Source organism: Ruegeria sp. H3, assembly GCF_056533095.1.
The window spans coordinates 160,552-178,844 of the sequence record NZ_JBQFOD010000001.1 but is presented as its reverse complement, the minus strand read 5'-3'; the positions used below and the strand labels follow the sequence as shown (position 1 = coordinate 178,844).

The 18,293-nt window shown below is 56.3% G+C and carries 18 protein-coding genes and 1 tRNA gene; 8 read left to right on the top strand and 11 right to left on the bottom strand.

Translation table 11 applies throughout. From position 1 onward, the window contains the following. Positions 1-16 precede the first annotated feature (16 nt). Positions 17-93 (top strand) — tRNA-Arg (locus ACR0JE_RS00940). A 110-nt stretch (positions 94-203) separates the two neighbouring features. Here the strand turns inward: ACR0JE_RS00940 and mepK are convergent. Next, on the bottom strand, positions 204-773 hold the full coding sequence (gene mepK / locus ACR0JE_RS00935; RefSeq protein ID WP_480549165.1) for a peptidoglycan L,D-endopeptidase MepK: 570 nt from the start codon (positions 771-773) through the stop codon (positions 204-206). Positions 774-1,124: 351 nt separating this feature from the next. Here mepK and ACR0JE_RS00930 point away from each other — a divergent pair, with 351 nt between their 5' ends. Genes ACR0JE_RS00930 through ACR0JE_RS00915 form a run of 4 tightly spaced genes read left to right on the top strand, consistent with a single transcriptional unit; the run spans position 1,125 to position 5,371 of the window. Further along, complete coding sequence (locus ACR0JE_RS00930) at positions 1,125-2,732, top strand: L,D-transpeptidase family protein (RefSeq protein ID WP_480862347.1); 1,608 nt, start codon at positions 1,125-1,127, stop codon at positions 2,730-2,732. 36 nt (positions 2,733-2,768) lie between these two features. Next, positions 2,769-3,860: a UDP-3-O-(3-hydroxymyristoyl)glucosamine N-acyltransferase gene (gene lpxD / locus ACR0JE_RS00925; protein WP_480862345.1), complete on the top strand. Its 1,092-nt coding sequence runs from the start codon at positions 2,769-2,771 to the stop codon at positions 3,858-3,860. 32 nt (positions 3,861-3,892) lie between these two features. Continuing rightward, entirely contained in the window at positions 3,893-4,150 is a 258-nt protein-coding gene (locus tag ACR0JE_RS00920; protein ID WP_170536685.1) for an acyl carrier protein, read from the top strand. A gap of 9 nt (positions 4,151-4,159) precedes the next feature. After that, complete coding sequence (locus ACR0JE_RS00915; protein ID WP_480862343.1) at positions 4,160-5,371, top strand: beta-ketoacyl-[acyl-carrier-protein] synthase family protein; 1,212 nt, start codon at positions 4,160-4,162, stop codon at positions 5,369-5,371. Positions 5,372-5,418: 47 nt separating this feature from the next. On the opposite strand, the gene ACR0JE_RS00910 is transcribed toward ACR0JE_RS00915, so the two are convergent. Then, positions 5,419-5,997 carry an invasion associated locus B family protein gene (locus ACR0JE_RS00910; RefSeq protein WP_480862341.1) on the bottom strand — a complete coding sequence of 193 codons (579 nt, stop codon included), beginning with the start codon at positions 5,995-5,997 and terminating at the stop codon, positions 5,419-5,421. A 456-nt stretch (positions 5,998-6,453) separates the two neighbouring features. Between ACR0JE_RS00910 and ACR0JE_RS00905 the strand changes: the two genes are divergently transcribed. Next, the gene (locus ACR0JE_RS00905; protein ID WP_480862339.1) at positions 6,454-8,001 is read left to right on the top strand and encodes a helicase HerA-like domain-containing protein; all 1,548 of its coding nucleotides are present in this window, start codon (positions 6,454-6,456) and stop codon (positions 7,999-8,001) included. 95 nt (positions 8,002-8,096) lie between these two features. On the opposite strand, the gene ACR0JE_RS00900 is transcribed toward ACR0JE_RS00905, so the two are convergent. From ACR0JE_RS00900 to ACR0JE_RS00860, 9 genes are all read right to left on the bottom strand, one after another. Continuing rightward, the gene (locus ACR0JE_RS00900) at positions 8,097-8,351 is read right to left on the bottom strand and encodes a hypothetical protein (RefSeq protein WP_480541429.1); all 255 of its coding nucleotides are present in this window, start codon (positions 8,349-8,351) and stop codon (positions 8,097-8,099) included. Positions 8,352-8,541: 190 nt separating this feature from the next. Beyond that, positions 8,542-9,855, bottom strand: a complete 1,314-nt coding sequence (locus ACR0JE_RS00895; RefSeq protein WP_480549173.1) for a branched-chain amino acid ABC transporter permease — start codon at positions 9,853-9,855, stop codon at positions 8,542-8,544. Continuing rightward, positions 9,852-10,862, bottom strand: a complete 1,011-nt coding sequence (locus ACR0JE_RS00890) for a branched-chain amino acid ABC transporter permease (protein ID WP_480549175.1) — start codon at positions 10,860-10,862, stop codon at positions 9,852-9,854. The genes ACR0JE_RS00895 and ACR0JE_RS00890 overlap by 4 nt, the downstream gene beginning before the upstream one ends. Positions 10,863-11,119: 257 nt before the next feature. After that, the gene (locus tag ACR0JE_RS00885) at positions 11,120-11,449 is read right to left on the bottom strand and encodes a hypothetical protein (RefSeq protein ID WP_480862337.1); all 330 of its coding nucleotides are present in this window, start codon (positions 11,447-11,449) and stop codon (positions 11,120-11,122) included. Between the two features lie 234 nt (positions 11,450-11,683). Next, positions 11,684-12,070 (bottom strand): hypothetical protein, encoded by a 387-nt coding sequence (locus ACR0JE_RS00880; protein ID WP_480862335.1) that lies wholly within the window; start codon positions 12,068-12,070, stop codon positions 11,684-11,686. Positions 12,071-12,072: 2 nt separating this feature from the next. Further along, entirely contained in the window at positions 12,073-12,903 is an 831-nt protein-coding gene (locus tag ACR0JE_RS00875) for an ABC transporter ATP-binding protein (RefSeq protein WP_480862777.1), read from the bottom strand. Between the two features lie 8 nt (positions 12,904-12,911). Continuing rightward, complete coding sequence (locus ACR0JE_RS00870; protein ID WP_480862333.1) at positions 12,912-13,700, bottom strand: ABC transporter ATP-binding protein; 789 nt, start codon at positions 13,698-13,700, stop codon at positions 12,912-12,914. 127 nt (positions 13,701-13,827) lie between these two features. Next, positions 13,828-15,009 (bottom strand): ABC transporter substrate-binding protein, encoded by a 1,182-nt coding sequence (locus tag ACR0JE_RS00865; RefSeq protein ID WP_480549185.1) that lies wholly within the window; start codon positions 15,007-15,009, stop codon positions 13,828-13,830. A gap of 153 nt (positions 15,010-15,162) precedes the next feature. Further along, positions 15,163-16,068, bottom strand: a complete 906-nt coding sequence (locus ACR0JE_RS00860; RefSeq protein WP_480862330.1) for a LysR substrate-binding domain-containing protein — start codon at positions 16,066-16,068, stop codon at positions 15,163-15,165. 97 nt (positions 16,069-16,165) lie between these two features. Between ACR0JE_RS00860 and ACR0JE_RS00855 the strand changes: the two genes are divergently transcribed. After that, on the top strand, positions 16,166-17,053 hold the full coding sequence (locus ACR0JE_RS00855; protein ID WP_480862328.1) for a DMT family transporter: 888 nt from the start codon (positions 16,166-16,168) through the stop codon (positions 17,051-17,053). 141 nt (positions 17,054-17,194) lie between these two features. Continuing rightward, positions 17,195-18,289: a PQQ-dependent sugar dehydrogenase gene (locus ACR0JE_RS00850; protein ID WP_480862326.1), complete on the top strand. Its 1,095-nt coding sequence runs from the start codon at positions 17,195-17,197 to the stop codon at positions 18,287-18,289. Positions 18,290-18,293: the final 4 nt, after the last annotated feature.

Sequence of the window (18,293 nt, the reverse complement as noted above, 5' to 3'; positions counted from 1 at the left end):
TTAGCTAACGGCCAAGGCACCTGTAGCTCAGCTGGATAGAGCGCTGCCCTCCGAAGGCAGAGGCCAGAGGTTCGAATCCTCTCAGGTGCGCCATATTTCATTGAGATTTAGGCAGCGGGTTAATCCGCCCGAAAGTTTTGGCAAAACAAAACCCCCGTCAGACGATCTGCGGGGGTTCGGGACGTTTGGGTTTGGCAGGTAGACTAACCGCGCCAGGTTCGAACGACACCACAATCCATGTGTACGAAGTTCGACCGGTAGTATTGCCCTACGCCACCAGCGCGGCAGGACATCGCGGCCTTGGCCATTTGCGATACCGAACGGGACGACAGGCGCAAATCGGCGGCCTGGCCTTGCATGTGCAACGAATTCCGGGCCACACGACGGGATTTTGAGCGCAGCATTGCGTTGGTTTGAGGGGAGCGGTAACCCGATAAAAGCATATAGGGCTCGTCTGCATCCAGAAGATTGTGTGAAGCCGCCATGATGTCGATGGTACGCAGGTCCATGCTTTTGGATTGATCGGTGCGCCAGTCGCGCATGAAGTGGTTCACTTCTTTGACAGCATCCTTGATGTATTTGCCGTCAACCCAATATATCATGTCGATCCGTTCGCCTGTGCGACCGGAATACATGCGAATGCGACGAACATCGCCACCACCGCGAAGAAATCCTGCTGCATTGGAATAGGTCGGTGCGGCTACGACCGCCGTTGCCGCGAATGCGCCCAATAGGGCACGCCGGGTCAAGCCCGATGTACTGCTCTTGGTCATTTCAGTTTCGTCCCGTACTGTATCCTGCCTGCGAACGATGTTACGTCCGCTGTCTTAATATTTCCCATCCCAGATGGCGAATTTATGGCACAAACAGATTCGAGGGCCAAGTTTTGTTTGATTTTCAGCAGAACAAGGGGGAATTTTCGGCAGTTTTTCGCGCAACTGAGATTTTTCGCATATTTTTCGCACGACTGAGGGGTTTTGGCATCGCCGCGATGCAATCGCGCATCAGCCGCAAAAGAAGACCAAGGATAAGGTATTTGTGAATAGACAACGACCTGTTCCCAAAATCATATTGGTTCGGCACATTCCCATCTGTGCAAGCTATTGAATAACCAAGGGCATCCCATGTTCTCTGTATTTCGGACCAGTACCAGTATCCTTTTGACAACCTGTTTCGCAGCAACGGCTGCGATGGCCAATACCGCCTCTGACGCGATGCAGGGGACCGCTTTTCAAATGGCGGTGGCGGAACATATGCCAACGTCAAACGATATCGCTGTGTTTTACCGGTCCAACGGCTATGCGCCGGTTTGGGTGGGTCCTTCGCAAGATCATGCCGATCGCCGCGCCGCTTTGATTGAGGCTTTGTCAAGCAGTCATATGCATGGATTGCCATCAGCAAGCTATGATGTCGACGCTCTGATGGACCAGATGCGCACGGCACGTTCGGTGCGGGATCTTGGCGCGCTTGAAGCTGAATTAACCACCCTATTTTTGGACTATGCCGACGATCTTTATGCCGGGGCACTGCGCCCGGCCAGCATTGATGACGGACTTGTTCGTAAGGTCGAGCGCCGCAGCCCCGAAGCGCATTTGCGACAGTTAAACGCCCAAGGGGCTGACTATTTTGATCAGCTTGCACCCCAAACGCGTCAATACCGGTCATTGATGAAACAGAAACTGGCGTTGGAAGCTCTGCTGGATCAGGGCGGTTGGGGGCCAACTGTTCCCGTAACCAAGCTGGAATTTGGCGACACGGGTGCCACAGTGGTCAAACTGCGCAACCGCTTGGTGACCATGGGGTATCTGAAGCCAACCGCGAGCCCGAGCTATGACGATGCCATGCTTGCTGCCGTTCGCGCGTTCCAGACCGATCATGGGTTGGAACCCGACGGGGTTGCCGGAAAGGGTACCATCTCCGAGATCAACCGCCCGGTATCAGACCGGCTAAAAGCCGTTCATGTCGCGCTTGAACGTGAGCGGTGGTTGCCACGCGAGCGCGGTGAGCGTCATATTCTTGTCAATCAGGCCGATTTCTCAGCCAAGATCGTGGATGACGGGCAGGTGACGTTCGAAACCCGCGCCGTGATCGGCAAAAACGTACATGATCGCCGCAGCCCCGAGTTCTCGGACGAGATGGAGCATATGGTGATCAACCCCAGCTGGTATGTGCCACGCTCGATCATCACCAAGGAATATCTGCCCAAGCTGCAATCAAACCCGAATGCTGTCGGGCATATCCAGATCACAGATCGCAGTGGCCGTCAGGTCAACCGTGGGGCCGTGGATTTCACGCAATTCACGGCACGCAACTTCCCGTTTGCGATGCGGCAACCCCCGAGCAAGAGCAACGCTTTGGGGCTGGTGAAGTTCATGTTCCCCAACAAGTACAACATCTATCTGCATGATACGCCTCAGAAATCTCTGTTCGCGCGTGAAGTGCGGGCGTTCTCACACGGGTGTATCCGACTGGCGCAACCTTTCGAGTTCGCCTATGCGCTGCTGGCTATACAGGAGGAAGACCCAAAGGCGTTCTTCCACCGTGTGCTGAACAGCGGCAAAGAGACGAAAGTGGACCTGGATCAGAAAGTTCCAGTGCATCTGATCTACCGCACGGCTTATGTTGGCCCTAAAGGCGAGGTTCAGTATCGCCGTGACGTCTATAACCGTGATGCCAAGATTTGGGCGGCGCTGCAAAAGGCAGGGGTGGTCCTGCCGGACGTTCAGGGATAAGCACAGGGGCAAATCCTGCCAAAGGGAACGCCCGTCATGCAATATACCATCCAGCAAATCGCCGACAGCCTTGGTGCGGAGTGTCAGGGCGACACCAGCTTGACGATCGACAAAGCGGCCGAGCCGGGCGATGCCGGATCCACGGATCTGGCTATGGCAATGTCCCCAAAATATGCTGACGCTCTGACCGGTGGTAAGGCGCGCGCGGCGGTGCTCTGGGAAGGCGCTGATTGGCAGGCAATGGAATTGCAGGCCGCAATCTTTGTAAAACGCCCACGCATGGCCATGGCCGGGATCACATCGATGCTGGATCGCGGGCAGGGGGTTGAACCAGGCATTCATCCATCTGCGGTGATTGACCCGACTGCCGAGATTGGTGCGGATGTTTCAATCGGGCCTTTGACAGTTGTAGGCGCCCGCGCTCGGATCGGTGCAGGCTCAGTCATTGGCGCTCATTGCACGATTGGGATCGACGCGGTTCTTGGCGAACAGGCACTGCTACGCGAAATGGTCAGCATCGGCGCGCGTGCTCAGATCGGGGATCGTTTTATCGCCCAACCAGGTGCGCGGATTGGCGGGGATGGATTCAGCTTTGTCACGCCCGAGGTTTCGGGTGCCGAGAACGCGCGCAAAACCATGGGGGATCAGGGCGAGGCTAAGGCGCAAAGCTGGCTGCGTATTCACTCGCTCGGCGCGGTTGAAATCGGCGATGATGTCGAGGTCGGCTCGAACTGTACCGTCGACAATGGCACGATCCGAAACACACGCATCGGTGACGGTTCGAAACTGGATAACCTTGTTCACGTGGGCCACAACACGCGCGTGGGGCGCGATTGCCTTCTTTGTGGTCAGACTGGTGTTTCGGGGTCGGTTGAGATTGGCAACAACGTGGTCTTGGGCGGGCAGACCGGGGTTGTCGACAATATATTCATCGGCGATGGCGTGATCTCGGGGGGCGGCACCAAAATTCTATCAAACGTGCCTGCGGGGCGCGTCATCATGGGCTATCCGGGGATCAAGATGGACACCCATACCGAGATCTACAAAGCACAACGCCGGTTGCCACGTTTGGCACGCGACGTCGAGGCACTCAAAAAGGCTGTTTCCAAACAGGCCCCGAGTGATTAAATCATCCTCAGATTGATAACCAGGGGATCGACATGAGCATCAGCGACCGCGTCATCGCAATCATTGCAGAGCAGGCCGTGCTGGAGCCATCGGATGTGACGCCCGACAGCACGTTGGAGGATCTGGGCATCGACAGCCTGGGCCTGGTCGAAAGCATCTTTGCCATCGAAGAAGAGTTCGATATTTCGGTGCCCTTCAATGCCAATGAGCCCGAAGCGAATGATTTCGACATCTCGAACGTGGCCGCAATCATTGCGGGCATCGAAAAGCTTGTATCGGAAAAGGTTTGACCCGGAACAATGAAACGGGTCGTCATTACCGGGGCAGGTACTATCAATTCGCTGGGCCATTCAGTGCCCGACACTCTGGAAGCCATGCGCGAGGGTCGTTGCGGGATCTCTGAGCTGGAGTTTCGCGATGTGGACCGCCTTGCTATCAAGATCGGCGGACAGGTGCGCGGGTTCGAGGCCGAAGGGCGCTTTAACCGCCAACAGATGTCTCTGTATGACCGATTTACACAATTCACTCTGACCGCCGCGAAAGAGGCCATCGACCAATCGGGGATCGAATTCCATGGTGAATTGGCGGCCCGGTCTGGCGTGGTTCTGGGTACGGCTGGGGGTGGCGTCTCGACCTGGGATGACAATTACCGGTCGGTCTACGAAGACGGCAAGAACCGCGTGCACCCCTTTGTTGTGCCCAAGCTGATGAACAATGCCGCGGCCAGCCACGTGTCGATGGAACACAACCTTAAGGGCCCAAGCTTTACCGTTTCGACCGCCTGCGCGTCATCGAACCATGCGATGGCGCAGGCCTTTCAGATGGTGCGTAGCGGAGCAGCGCCTGCCATGGTCACCGGTGGGTCTGAATCCATGCTGTGTTTCGGCGGCGTGAAAGCCTGGGAAGGGCTGCGGGTCATGTCCAAGGATGCCTGTCGCCCCTTCAGCGCCAACCGCAACGGAATGGTGCAGGGTGAAGGCGCTGGCATTTTTGTATTCGAGGAATACGACCATGCCCGCGCACGCGGCGCCGACATCCTGTGCGAGGTCGTGGGTTTTGCCATGTCATCTGATGCATCCGATATCGTCATGCCCAGCAAACAGGGCGCATCCCGCGCGATGGCGGGGGCCTTGGCGGATGCGAAACTGAACGCCAGCGACGTATGCTATATCAACGCGCATGGCACTGGGACGGCTGCGAATGACAAAACCGAATGCGCGGCCGTTGCCGATGTGTTTGGGCCGCATGCGGATGATCTGATGATCTCATCCACGAAATCCATGCACGGCCACTTGATCGGCGGTACAGGAGCGGTCGAGCTGTTGGCCTGTATCATGGCCCTGCGGGACGGAGTCATCGCCCCGACTATCAGCTATGAAGAACCTGATCCGGAATGCGCGCTGGATGTGGTGCCAAACGAAGCACGCGAGGCCAAGGTTGAGGTAGCGCTCAGCAATGCCTTTGCCTTTGGAGGCTTGAACGCTGTGCTTGCGTTGAAAAAAGTTCATTAAATCAGCATCGCCGCAGTTGATGCACTGCGGCGATGCACATTGGTCGTCTAGTTCAAGTTAACGGACAGGCCGTCGAATCCAGATGTGAAACCGGACAGAGACATCTCCATGTCCAGAATCTGATCGGGAAAGCGTGCCGGCACCAGGGAAAAGATCGCGGTGCTGCCCGATTTCATGGCGTCGATGTCGCCCTGGCTTAGCCCCAGCTGAGCGACGCAACCAACAGGCACACAATGGTGGTAGTTATACAGCTTGCGCGGCGCTCCATCGATGGACAGGGCCAGCTGCGCTTGCAGCAGGGTTTCCAGCGGAACGATCACATTCGCCCAGGCGACGGCCGCGCCGCCTTCGGGCAGCTTGCCAATCGACACTTCGGCGATCGGTTCACCTTGTTCGCCGTTTAGGACCTGGACGATTGCGCATGGGTCATCGCCCTCTTGCGCTTTGAGGCAGGAGACATCCCAATCGCCGCTTTTTTCTTTGACATATTGCTCGCCGACTCGCGGGCCGGTTTCGCCCAGATCCAGACCGCTTTCTGCGTCTGTCGTGGTTGTGTCCTGCGCATTTACCGCACCGCAGATCAGCGCAGCGACGAGCGTATTGATCGAGAGGAGTTTCTTGTTCATGAATGCCTCGGTTTGATGATTGAGTGAGTTTTTTTCTTCCTCTAGCACCGTTCGCCCTCAGTGTCAGTCACTAAGCGTCGCACAGGTTGTAAAGTGAACAATTTCTTGCCGTAAAGATGGGAATTTTGCGTAGAAATCCAAAGAAAAAGGGAGCTGGTGATGCAGCTCCCTTCTCGAATTGGTTCTCCCCGTCGGACTGGCCGACTTATTTATGCGCAGACGTTACGAGAGGGGGGCGCAGCGGTCAACAGCTAACCTGAATTTTTAATATACTCCTTAGTTCACTTTTAATCGGACCAAACGCACAAAAAAAGCCGTGCCCGAAGGCACGGCCAGTCGACAGGGAGGAAGTGCGCCTTTGCAGCTGGCACCACAAAGCGCGCAAATTGACTATCGCAGTCAAAGGTTAACTTTGTATGCTGGCCCCAGAGCGATGGACATTAAGGCAGTGAAAACATGGGCGAAGATATTTTTCTGGGCGGTGGCGGGACCGAGTATGGGCAGCCGCAAGGGCTGACGCTGAAATATGCAAACCGGCATGGCCTGATTGCCGGGGCAACTGGAACCGGTAAAACCGTGACGCTTCAGATTCTTGCCGAAGGGTTTTCCAAGGCGGGTGTTCCGGTGTTCCTGTCCGACGTCAAAGGTGACCTGTCCGGCTTGGCACTGCCCGGCAGCGAAACCCATAAGTTGCATCAGGCTTTCATGGATCGCGCTACGCGTATTGGCTTCTCGGATTTTTCCTACAACGCATGTCCGGTCACCTTCTGGGATTTGTTTGGTGAACAGGGCCATCCCGTGCGCACAACTGTGACTGAGATGGGCCCGCTGCTGCTGTCGCGGTTGATGGAGCTGAGCGAGGCGCAAGAGGGTATCCTGAACATCGCCTTTCGCGTGGCGGATGAAGAAGGCATGCCGCTTCTGGACCTAAAGGACCTGCAGGCGCTGCTGGTCTGGATTGGAGAAAACCGTGCACAGCTGTCGTTGCGCTATGGCAATGTCTCGACCTCGTCCATCGGGGCGATCCAACGGCGGTTGCTGGTGCTGGAAAACCAGGGCGGAACGCGGCTGTTTGGCGAGCCCGCTCTGGATTTGTCAGACCTGATGCGCACCGATGAGGCCGGGCATGGCACGGTGAACATCCTTGCCTCGGACAAACTGATGGGGTCGCCACGCCTTTATGCAACTTTTCTGTTGTGGCTGCTGAGTGAGCTGTTTGAAGAACTGCCCGAGGTTGGTGACCCTGAAAAACCCAAGCTGGTGTTTTTCTTCGATGAGGCGCATCTGCTGTTTGATGATGCGCCCAAGGTTCTGGTCGACAAGGTCGAACAGGTCGCGCGCCTGATCCGGTCCAAAGGCGTTGGCGTCTATTTCATCACGCAGAACCCGGCCGATATTCCCGAGGACATTCTGGGCCAGTTGGGAAACCGCGTTCAGCATGCCTTGCGCGCCTTTACAGCGCGGGATCGCAAGAACCTGCGCCTTGCAGCCGAGACCTATCGCGAGAATCCGGCCTTCGATACAGAAGTCGCAATCCGAGAGGTCGGTGTCGGTGAGGCCGTTACATCAATGCTGCAAAAGAAAGGCGTGCCGGGGATGGTTGAGCGGACGTTGATCCGCCCTCCGGGGTCTCAGCTTGGACCGATTACCAAGGCAGAGCGTCAAACGGTGATGGCAGCATCGGCGATGGCGGCAAAATATGACACGCCGGTCGACCGGAAATCGGCCTTTGAAATCCTTCAGGCCCGTGCCGAAACCGCCGCCAAAGAGGCGGAAGCCGCCGAAGCTGATGAGGTGGTAGAGATGCAATCCGCGAAGGAGCGAGAGTTTGCCTCGGCCCGTCGATATTCTGGTAGCCGTGTTGGGCGATCTTCCTCGCGCGTGACGCGCAAGAAAGACACGTTTGCCACGGCCATGGGTGAAGCTGTGATCAAAGAGCTCAAAGGCACCACTGGCCGCCGTATCGTGCGCGGTATTCTTGGGGGCCTGTTCCGGAATAGATAAGGCCTTCGAATTCACCAGACAAATATGTGCAGCGTGTGCCCCGCGGAAGCCATCGGCTCGGCGGGGCATGAGCGTCTCATGTCAAATGCAACAATTTACTTGCCGATGCGGCGCAGGCCTTCCTGCTGGCAAATGGCATCCGCCTCGGGCACCGACATCTTGGTAGCCGGGAAATCGATGGCGCGATCCCAAGTCACGCGATCTTGGCGATACAGCTGGCACGTCACGACTCCCTTGGACGTCTGGACCTGGACTGGTGTCGTTTCCAAATCTTTCGGTGAGGGAATACATGCCGCGACTATCGCAACAAGCGGCAACAAGACGATAGCTTTGGTTAGCGGGTTTTTCATGGTTCTTACTACTCTTTAGACTGGTTTACTGGTCATTTGCGGGCCCGATGAACGGTGTGAGTGAGCGTCAACAAAACGAACAGTTTCAGTTACTGGTAATGGTAGGCTGGTTTAGTCAAAAAACCTTTAAGAAACAAGACGCCGCGCCGGTTCCTGCCGACGCGGCCATCTGATTTAAGAGGATTTCGGCCTATTTCTCGGGGATCAGCCCTCTTGGACTGAATCTGAGAACAATCAGCAGGATCAGGCCCATCGTAAACAGCCGCATATGGGCGGCGCTATCGATCAGATGTGTCTTCAGCGCGCTACCATCAGCCATTCCACTGGTGATCAGGTTCATCAGCCAAAGGCCCATCGGCTCAACCTGAACCCAAAGAAACCAGATCAGGAAGGCGCCAAGAACGGCACCGAAGTTGTTGCCTGACCCACCGACGATCACCATAACCCAAACCAGAAAGGTAAAGCGCAAGGGGTTGTAGGTACCCGGTGTAAGCTGCCCATCCAACGTGGTCATCATAGCACCCGCGATGCCGCAGATCGCGGACCCCAGCACAAAGATTTGCAGATGGCGGCGCGTGACATCCTTGCCCATCGCTTCGGCCGCGACTTCATTGTCACGAATGGCGCGCATCATGCGGCCCCATGGGCTTTTGAGTGCCATCTGCGCCATCCAAAGCAGGACCAGAAGAACGATCAGGAACAGCAGCGAATAGCCTAGCTTAACCGACAGTGTCGAAGCCGTGACCGGGTCAATCCCAAGCCAATCTGCCCGAGCGATAAATGCAGGATCTTGTTGCAAATCGACCTCGTACCCAACGACAGGCGAAGGGCGCGGTATGCCGTAGACGTTTTTGACGCCACGGGCCAGCCAGTCTTCGTTTTTCATCACGGCAATGATGATCTCGGCAATGCCAAGCGTGGCAATGGCCAGATAGTCCGAGCGCAGGCCCAGCGCGGTTTTCCCGATCAACCAGGCAGCACCAGCTGCCAGCAGACCTCCGGCAGGCCAGGCCAGCAGAACGGGCATATTCAGGCCACCGATATTGCCTGCGACGGCAGGGTTAATCGCCTCGATCGTTTCGACATTTGGATCAAAGATCGCGCGGTATACAAAAAAGCCGACGATCAGAATGCCGATGATGGCTAAGGTCTGCGCGCGCCCCTTCGGCATCTTCTGCGCAACCATCACAGCGGCGACCACCGTGGCGGCCCCCAGAAGAAGCGCAAGGATGACACCATAGCCACCACCCGACCATGCACCGGGTGTTGGAGGGGTCGAGACCAGCACAACCGCGAGGCCGCCCAGCGCGACAAAGCCCATGACACCAACATTGAAGAGGCCCGCAAAGCCCCATTGCAGGTTCACTCCGATCGACATGATAGCCGAGATCAGCCCCATGTTCAGGATCAGGATCGCCGCATTCCAGCTTTGTGTGAACCCGGTCAGTAGGATCAGCGCGCCAACAACGATAAAGAGCAGGGTGTTTTTAACGGACTCGCTCATATCACTTTCCCCTTGAACAGGCCCGTGGGCTTGAACAGCAGCACGATCAGCAGGATCGCAAAGCTGACGGCGAATTTGTAGTCAGTCGACAGGAACTGTACCAAACCGGACGGAGCAAGGCTTTCCGGCGCAACATATGTCAGTACCTTTTTCCACGCATAGGTGATCGTCACCTCGGAAAACGCGATGATGAAGCCGCCTGCGATGGCACCCAACGGGTTGCCTAGGCCGCCTACAATAGCCGAAGCGAAGATGGGCAGCAGAAGCTGGAAATAGACGAAGGGCTTGAAACTCTTGTCGAGGCCGTAAAGCACGCCCGCCGTGGTCGCCAGTGCAGCCACGATGATCCACGTGATCATCACCACACGTTCGGGATTGATACCCGACAGCAGCGCCAGATCCTCGTTATCCGAATAGGCGCGCATCGACTTACCCGTGCGGGTCTTGTTCAAGAACCAGAACAGCAGAGCCACGGCCAGAATAGCGACAATCACGGTGATGCCCTGAGAGGTCTTGATTGCCAGCCCCTCACGCAGCCCGGTCATCGCCTTAAAATCCCGTGCCGAGACAATGAAGCGTGCGCCGTCCGAAAACCTTTGATCATCCGGCCCGATGATAAACCGGACAAGCCCGTTCATGATGAACATCACGCCCATCGAAACGATTACCAATATGACCGGTTTGGCCTTTTGCGCGCGATAGAAGCGATAGACCAGCCGATCTGTGATCAGCACCAGAACGATACAGCCTAAAATAGCAAAGGGCAGGGCCAGTAGCGCTGTCGGCAGTGGCCCAAAACTGACACCGGCCGCCTGCAATGCCCATGTGACCAGAACGGCGATCATCGCGCCAAAGGCCATGGTGTCGCCATGGGCAAAATTCGAGAACCGCAGGATGCCGTAGATCAGCGTCACCCCCAACGCGCCCAGCGCCAATTGGCTGCCATAGGCAATCGCGGGCACGATCACAAAATTCGAAAGCGCCACGAGCGCATTTAACAGGTCCATATTCATTCCCTCTGACCGGGTGCGGCCTTATGGCACGACGCCATCGCAGGACACAACACAAGAGGACGGTTTTCTATCCTATTTCCCCGTTATTTTGGGGAATTCCACCCTGTGTTCACAAGTTGAGAGTCAGGGTGGAACAGATACTGGATTCAACATCCAGCCCATCAATCGCAATTGGCGACCCTCGCTCACATGTTAATTCTCGCGGGGGTCAGGACTGACTTGTATCGTTCTGATATTTATGAGTATTCGGGTTAAGCACCAGTTTCTGTGCACGACCCGTGATCGGTTCCCGCATGTGGTCCTTTTACCGACAGATCATAGCTCATATCGTCCATATGCACGACAAAGGTCATCACATCCGCGCCTTCGATGTGAACAAAGGTCATGTTGCCAATGCCTTTGAGGACGATCGCATCCCCCGCAACCTTGTCGGTTGCGATACTGCCTTTGTCACCCTCAGCCGAGCGGTCCAGACGGACTTCGCTGCCGTCGCGGTCCGAGACACAGACAAAGTGACGTTCCTCGGCCATTGCGGTCGTCGCGCACAGGGTGGTTACCGCCACCCATATCCATTTTTTCATTTTAGGGTCCTGAATAGAGTTTTTATCCAGAAGGCTCGCTGATTTCACGGAGCTGGATCGGCTTATCCGGGAAATTGTTTCCTTCACAGAGCCCGCGCTAATCGTAGAATGTGACCGGATTACAGCCGACGCGTGGAATTGTTGGGATGGTGGGTTGGGAGAAGCTGATATTGAAACTAACCGACTCCATACGCCTCGAAATAAGGGGGAAATCAGAGTACCTTGCGAGCAGTTCTATTGATTGTTGGTTTCGCAGCGGCCAAGGCCGGTCAAGCTTATGCCTTTACCCACAAACACGTGGGTCGTATAAGCGACAATCCCGTCGGCAAACAAGCTGAAGGTGTAAGAGGCTGAGCGTGTGGAATCCCATCCATGAGCGGTCATCAAGTCTTCGCTCACTTGTTCAACCTGCAGCAATGGCAATTCGCCATTTCCGAGATCAAGGCGAAGCTGATTGTCGGGCAAAATCTCAAACTCGAAAGCGACACCGAGACCTGTCTTTGTCGATTGGCAGGCGGCGATGTTGGCACAAGTGTATTCCAATTTACACTTTGTGATCTCTTGAGAGGTTGCCGCATTCGCGACTAAAGGCAAAAATACTGAGAGTGCTAGAACTTTCATTGCTATCCCCCCAAGAAGCTCTTTCGCACCTCGGGATCAGCCAACAGTTCTTTGCCCGTCCCGGTATACGCATTCCGTCCCTGCACCAGAACATAGCCTTTGTCGGCAATCTCCAACGCCTGACGAGCGTTCTGTTCAACCATCAGGATCGGCAACCCTGTGCGTGAGACTTCGATAATCCGGTCGAACAGCTCATCCATCACGATGGGTGAAACACCGGCGGTGGGTTCGTCCAGCATCAGCACCTTGGGCTGGGTCATCAAAGCGCGTCCAACAGCGACCTGTTGGCGTTGACCGCCCGACAGCTCCCCGGCGGCTTGGTTGCGTTTGTCGCGCAAAATAGGGAAGAGGTCATAGACCTGCTCCATGGTCTGGCTGATGTCGTCGCGGCGAATAAATGCCCCCATCTCGAGGTTTTCTTCCACCGTCATCGATGTGAAGATGTTCGAGGTCTGGGGGACAAATCCCATGCCGCGAATGACGCGATCCTGCGGGGTGAGGTTGGTGATGTCCTCACCATCCAAACGCACAGAACCGGACCGAACGTCCAACATGCCGAACACCGCTTTCATGGCCGTCGACTTGCCCGCGCCGTTGGGACCAACGATGACTGCAATCTCCCCCTTGTCGACGGAGATGGTGCAGTCGTGCAGAATGTCCGGGCCCTTACCATAGCCGCCGGTCATAGTGTCGCCGATCAGAAAGGGGCCGCCCTCGACCTTATGCGTTTCGCCGCTTTTGGTGCGCGCAGGCGTCAGGGTGCCGACCCCGTGAGTATTGGTGATCGAGGCGTCTTTGTTGCCCTTGTCATCCTTGTAGGGGTTGTCGCTCATGCCAGCGGTCATGTGTGGGCCTCCAGCTTGTCTTTGTTCTTCAGGCCGGTGCCCAGATAAGCTTCGATCACCTGCTCATTGGCCTTGATCTCATCCAGAGTGCCTTGGGCCAGAACCTTACCCTCGGCCATACAGATAACCGGGTCGCAGATCTTGCCGATGAAATCCATGTCATGTTCAATGACCACAAAGGTATAGCCGCGTTCTTTGTTCAGGCGCAGGATCGTATCGGCGATTGTCATCAATAGGGTGCGGTTCACACCCGCGCCGACCTCGTCCAGAAATACGATCTTGGCGTCCACCATCATGGTGCGGCCAAGCTCCAGCAGCTTTTTCTGCCCGCCCGAGACCTGACCGGCCTTGTGATCGGCCAGATGTTCGATGGTCAGGAACTCCAGAACTTCGTCGGCCTTGGCCTTCAACGCCCGTTCTTCATCCGCGATCCGCTTGCGCCCGAACCAAGTGTTCCACAGCGATTCCCCCGCCTGGGCGCCTGGCACCATCATCAGGTTCTCGCGGCAGGTCATCGACGAGAATTCATGCGCAATCTGGAACGTGCGCAGCAGCCCCTTGTGGAACAGATCATGCGGCGGCAGACCGGTGATATCCTCACCATCCATGAACACACGGCCAGAGGTTGGGGCCAAAACCCCGGCAATTACATTGAACAGCGTCGTTTTTCCGGCCCCATTCGGCCCGATCAGGCCGGTGATCGAACCCTTTTGGATTTCCAGCGATGCCCCATCCACCGCGTGAAACCCGCCGAAATGCTTGTGCACGTCATCGACGACGATCATCTTTTCCCCCAGCTGCCGGTCCTGGCATTCTTGTCACGCCCCCGTTTTTCGGGGTGCGGCCTTTTTTCATTGAAACAGCCCGGACACAAGGCCCGGGCTGCTTGATTTTATGACTATTGTTCTCGGATCAACGGAAGTTGACGGTTTTATTCTCGCCGTCGGTCACTTCGATCTCGCGATACGAACCCGCGCTTTCACCGGGGCCGATCAGCTCAACACCCGATGCGCCGACATAGTCGATCTCCTGACCAGCAGCCAGCAGCTCCAGGCCTTTCGCCAGCTCACCGGGATAGATTTTCTCACCCGGAGCGTTGGCAACGTCCATGATTTTGGAACCATAGTCCGCCGGGCTGGTCGAGCCTGCAGCCTGCATGGCCAGCATGAACAGAGCAGCGGCGTCGTAGCTTTCCGGAGAGTAGGGCGACGAGCCATCAAAGCCTGCAGCTTCGGCCATGGCAAAATACTTCTCGGCGCCTTCACCACCCGAACCAGCGATCTGACCGAACGAGCCGTTCAGGTCCGGACCGACATTCGCAGGCAGCGAGTCACCGATCATGCCGCCAGGCAGACCGAACGTGTCAAACGCGCCGCTGTCCAGAGCCGACTGGATGATGCCCAGACCACCTTGATCCAGATAGCCTGCAACGACCAGAATATCGCCACCGGCCGAGGCCAGCGCGCCAACTTCAGCCGAGTAGTCGGCCTTGCCGTCTTCGTGTGCTGCGACGATGGTCACTTCGCCACCCGAAGCCTCGAACGAGGACTGGATCGCGTCCGCCAGACCCTTGCCGTAGTCGTTGTTAGTGTAGGTCAGAGCAATCGAGCTGATGCCGCGATCGTTCAGGATGTCAGCCATCACCTGACCTTCACGCGCATCCGACGGTGCGGTGCGGAAGAACAACCCGTTGTCTTCCATGGTCGACAGACCAGGCGAAGTGGCCGATGGCGAGATCATCACCATGCCGTTCGGAATCGCGACGTTCTGCAGGATCGCGCCGGTTACGCCCGAGCAGTCACCGCCGATGATGCCACTGACGCCATCCGCGATGAAACGCTCGCCGTTCGAAGTGGCCAGACCGTTGTCGATACAGCCGGTATCGGCACGGGTGCCAACAACCGTCGCGCCGTCCAGCAGCTTGCCCGACTCTGTGACTTCGGCAATTGCCATTTCGGCACCCGAGCCCATGGCCGGGGCCAGCGATTCAATTGGGCCGGTGAAGCCGAACAGAATGCCCAGTTTGACATCCTCGGCCATGGCCGTGCCCGCCAGCAAAGCGGTTGCTGCAGTTGCTGTAAGCAGCTTTTTCATGAAGTTACTCCCTGATTTGGTATTCCAACTGGGCACGACCCTAGGCAAGCTGTTCGCAAAAGAAAAGTCCCTAGAAACGCATGCTCATTGAAGAAACTCTGGTGACTACGCACAGCCCAAATTCCAGGGTGATAAACTTGGTGCGAACGTCGGCTAAGAATTCAGTTCTTGCTGCAGCCATTCCAAAAGCTGATCAGTCTTGGGATGTCGGTTACGTGTATTACCGCGGAACACCGAGAGTTCGGTCGGTCGTTCCATTTGCGCGTTGCACGGTCGGATCAACTTGCCTTCTTCGATCATGCCTTGAGTCGTCCTTTGCCAACCAAGAGCGATGCCCTGACCAGACACCGCAGCCTGCAGCGCAAGCGGATAGCTGTCGAATGAAACCAAACGCGGTCGATCGGTCAATTCAGCACCGATTCCAGAAAACCAACCACGCCAGTCGGTCCAATCCTGCGGCGTAACTGAATGGGCCAATAGCGGGTATGCCAGAAGCATCTCAGGAGCCAATGGCAGAGCGTTCTTTGGCAGAAACGACGGAGAGCAAACGGGAAAGATGTTGTCTGATGCGGTGAATGCAAGGCGTGCCGAACCCGTCGCGCGACCGGAGGTCTGCATGGCGACATCGTAGCGTTCGGACGTTTCTGTCAGTGGGTTGAGACTGCTCACAACACGTAGCTCGACGCTTGGATGGCGTTCATGAAAACCCGCAAGCCGTGGCATAAGCCAGTAGAAGGCCTCGCAAAGCTGGCAATGAAGCACAAGCTCATTTGTCCGTCTTTCACCCTTCAAGGTGGCGACTTCGGCAGCGATGTCCGATAGCGCAGCTTCTACCACGCGACCAAATCGCCGTCCGGCGTCAGTCAGGAAAACCGCACGGTTGCGCCGCTCGAACAGAGGCGTTTCCAACTCACGCTCCAGGGCTGCGATCTGCTTGCTGATCGCTGTCTGTGTCATCCCAAGTTCGTCCGCGGCCAGTGAGAAGCTTTCGTGCCTTGCGGCAGCTTCAAACGGTCTCAACCGAGACAACGGAGGCAGGGATTTCTTGTCAATTTCCATTCCAAAATCTCATGCATATAAGACGGAATATCATTTAATATATGAGGTAATACATGATTTTTTAGGCGCAGATGAACTGACATGATGACCCGTTGCCATGAAAACAACCGCAAAACCATTTCGGACAGGTACCGCCGTCGCAACCATAGTCATATCGGTCGCCGCACTGTCGCTGGGTGATGCGATAGTCAAAGCAACGGGGCTTGCCTTACCCCTCTGGCAGATGTTCATTCTGCGGTCCGCCATTGTGCTTCCCCTACTTTGGTGGCTGCTGCAGCGGCGCGGTAAGATCGTTTGGTCGAATATCGGTTGGATATTTCTTCGAAGCGCGCTGCTGGTCTGCATGTGGCTCAGCTACTACTCAGCATTGTCGTCAATGTCGCTGTCACTTGCAGCAGCAGCCTATTACACGGGACCGATATTCATTGTTGCGCTTGCCGCTTTGATAGCCCGTCGAAAGCCTTCTATCCGAGTGGCCTTGGCAATCGTCGGAGGGTTTTTCGGCGTATTGCTGGTCATCCGACCGGACACTGCTGACATTGCGCTGGCAACCTGGCTGCCGATCATCGCCGCTTTCCTGTATGGCTGCGCGATGGTGATAACCTCAGCCAAATGCAGAGAGGATGACCCGCTCGTCCTAGCGCTGATACTGAACGCTTCGTTTATCGGCTGCGGCGCATTCCTTTGGATGTTCGCCGGTCGACAGGGTTCATTCATTTTGGGAACGTGGCAGACGCTTGACCTACAATTGCTTGCGACGGTTGTTGCGCTGGCGGTTCTGGTGCTCATCGGCAGCGTGGGTGCTGCCTTCGCTTATCAAAACGGACCACCGGCAACGATTGCAGCCTTTGACTACAGCTACCTGGTGTTCAGCCTGATTTGGAGCGGTATGTTTTTTAATGAGCTGCCAGACATCATAGGGCTCCTCGGTATTGGCGTGATTGCCGGTGCAGGATTTTTTGCATTGCCAAAACGTCAGGTTTAGAAAGGCGCTTAGGGTGTTTTGCACTGGACTTCGATAACCTATACAGCGCTATTCTGAGGCTACATTTTTTGGAAACGCCCTTATCTAATGGAAGGTACCGGCCTCTAATGGTCGCGCAACCTGAACCTGCGGAGGACAGCGATGTTCCGACTATTTGCTCTCATTCTATCAATTTGTGCGGGCGGCGTAGCCTTTGCCGGAGTGCTGCAAACCAAAGAGGGCGCGGTTCAGGCCACACAGATGCTGGGCGGATTGGATACACCCTGGGCCCTGGGTCTCCTGCCAGATGGCAGCTTTCTGGTGACCGAGCGGGACGGAGAACTGATCTATGTATCGGATGGCGAAACCAACCGCGTATCAGGCGCTCCGAAAGTGGCCGCTGCCGGGCAGGGCGGGTTGCTGGACATAACAATCCCTCGTGACTTCAGTCAGAGCCGCGAGGTCTTTTTGACGTTTTCCAAACCTCAGTCGGGCGGCGCAGGCACGGCTTTGGCGGTGGCGCGGTTGTCAGAAAACGGAAAACGCCTGACCAACCTGCGTGTCTTGTTCGAGGCCGAGCCAGGCGGCTCGGGCGGTCGCCACTTCGGATCACGCGTGGTCGAGGCGCAGGATGGAACGCTGTTCCTAACCATTGGCGACCGGGGGGATCGGCCTTCAGCACAGAATACAAAAAATCAGATGGGTTCGGTCATCCGTATCAACCGTGATGGGACGGTTCCGGCCGATAACCCCTTTGTCGGGCAGCCCGGTTTTCGGCCCGAAATCTGGTCTTTTGGCCACAGAAACCCGCAAGGGGCTGGTTTGGATGCCAGTGGCGCGCTCTGGGTTTCAGAACATGGTGCGCGCGGTGGGGATGAAGTGAATCTGGCGCAGCCGGGCAAAAACTATGGCTGGCCGATTATTTCCTATGGCACGCATTACTCAGGTGAGAAAATAGGCGAGGGTACGTCAAAGCCCGGCCTTGAACAGCCTGCTTTCTATTGGGACCCCTCCATCGCGCCCTCAGGCTTGCTGGTTTACTCCGGTGATTTGTTTCCAAGATGGCGCGGCGACATCTTCGTCGGTTCGCTCAAGTTTGACTACATCGCGCGACTGTCCGGATCGCCTTTGCGCGAGGTCGAGCAGATTAAGGGACCGGAAACAGAACGTGTCCGCGATATCGTTCAAGCCCCAGATGGATCGATCTGGTTCATTTCCGTGGGTCAGAGTGCGGTCTATCGTATGACACCTGGCTGAGATG

Bases quoted from the DNA above. Each gene is read 5' to 3' on its own strand.
- ACR0JE_RS00875 (WP_480862777.1), bottom strand. From the start codon at position 12,903: ATGAGCGACAACCCCTACAAGGATGACAAGGGCAACAAAGACGCCTCG.
- mepK (WP_480549165.1), bottom strand. From the start codon at position 773: ATGACCAAGAGCAGTACATCGGGCTTGACCCGGCGTGCCCTATTGGGC.
- ACR0JE_RS00910 (WP_480862341.1), bottom strand. From the start codon at position 5,997: ATGAACAAGAAACTCCTCTCGATCAATACGCTCGTCGCTGCGCTGATC.
- lpxD (WP_480862345.1), top strand. From the start codon at position 2,769: ATGCAATATACCATCCAGCAAATCGCCGACAGCCTTGGTGCGGAGTGT.
- ACR0JE_RS00905 (WP_480862339.1), top strand. From the start codon at position 6,454: ATGGGCGAAGATATTTTTCTGGGCGGTGGCGGGACCGAGTATGGGCAG.
- ACR0JE_RS00920 (WP_170536685.1), top strand. From the start codon at position 3,893: ATGAGCATCAGCGACCGCGTCATCGCAATCATTGCAGAGCAGGCCGTG.
- ACR0JE_RS00885 (WP_480862337.1), bottom strand. From the start codon at position 11,449: ATGAAAAAATGGATATGGGTGGCGGTAACCACCCTGTGCGCGACGACC.
- ACR0JE_RS00930 (WP_480862347.1), top strand. From the start codon at position 1,125: ATGTTCTCTGTATTTCGGACCAGTACCAGTATCCTTTTGACAACCTGT.
- ACR0JE_RS00855 (WP_480862328.1), top strand. From the start codon at position 16,166: ATGAAAACAACCGCAAAACCATTTCGGACAGGTACCGCCGTCGCAACC.
- ACR0JE_RS00880 (WP_480862335.1), bottom strand. From the start codon at position 12,070: ATGAAAGTTCTAGCACTCTCAGTATTTTTGCCTTTAGTCGCGAATGCG.
- ACR0JE_RS00865 (WP_480549185.1), bottom strand. From the start codon at position 15,009: ATGAAAAAGCTGCTTACAGCAACTGCAGCAACCGCTTTGCTGGCGGGC.
- ACR0JE_RS00900 (WP_480541429.1), bottom strand. From the start codon at position 8,351: ATGAAAAACCCGCTAACCAAAGCTATCGTCTTGTTGCCGCTTGTTGCG.
- ACR0JE_RS00890 (WP_480549175.1), bottom strand. From the start codon at position 10,862: ATGGACCTGTTAAATGCGCTCGTGGCGCTTTCGAATTTTGTGATCGTG.
- ACR0JE_RS00915 (WP_480862343.1), top strand. From the start codon at position 4,160: ATGAAACGGGTCGTCATTACCGGGGCAGGTACTATCAATTCGCTGGGC.
- ACR0JE_RS00870 (WP_480862333.1), bottom strand. From the start codon at position 13,700: ATGATCGTCGTCGATGACGTGCACAAGCATTTCGGCGGGTTTCACGCG.
- ACR0JE_RS00895 (WP_480549173.1), bottom strand. From the start codon at position 9,855: ATGAGCGAGTCCGTTAAAAACACCCTGCTCTTTATCGTTGTTGGCGCG.
- ACR0JE_RS00860 (WP_480862330.1), bottom strand. From the start codon at position 16,068: ATGGAAATTGACAAGAAATCCCTGCCTCCGTTGTCTCGGTTGAGACCG.
- ACR0JE_RS00850 (WP_480862326.1), top strand. From the start codon at position 17,195: ATGTTCCGACTATTTGCTCTCATTCTATCAATTTGTGCGGGCGGCGTA.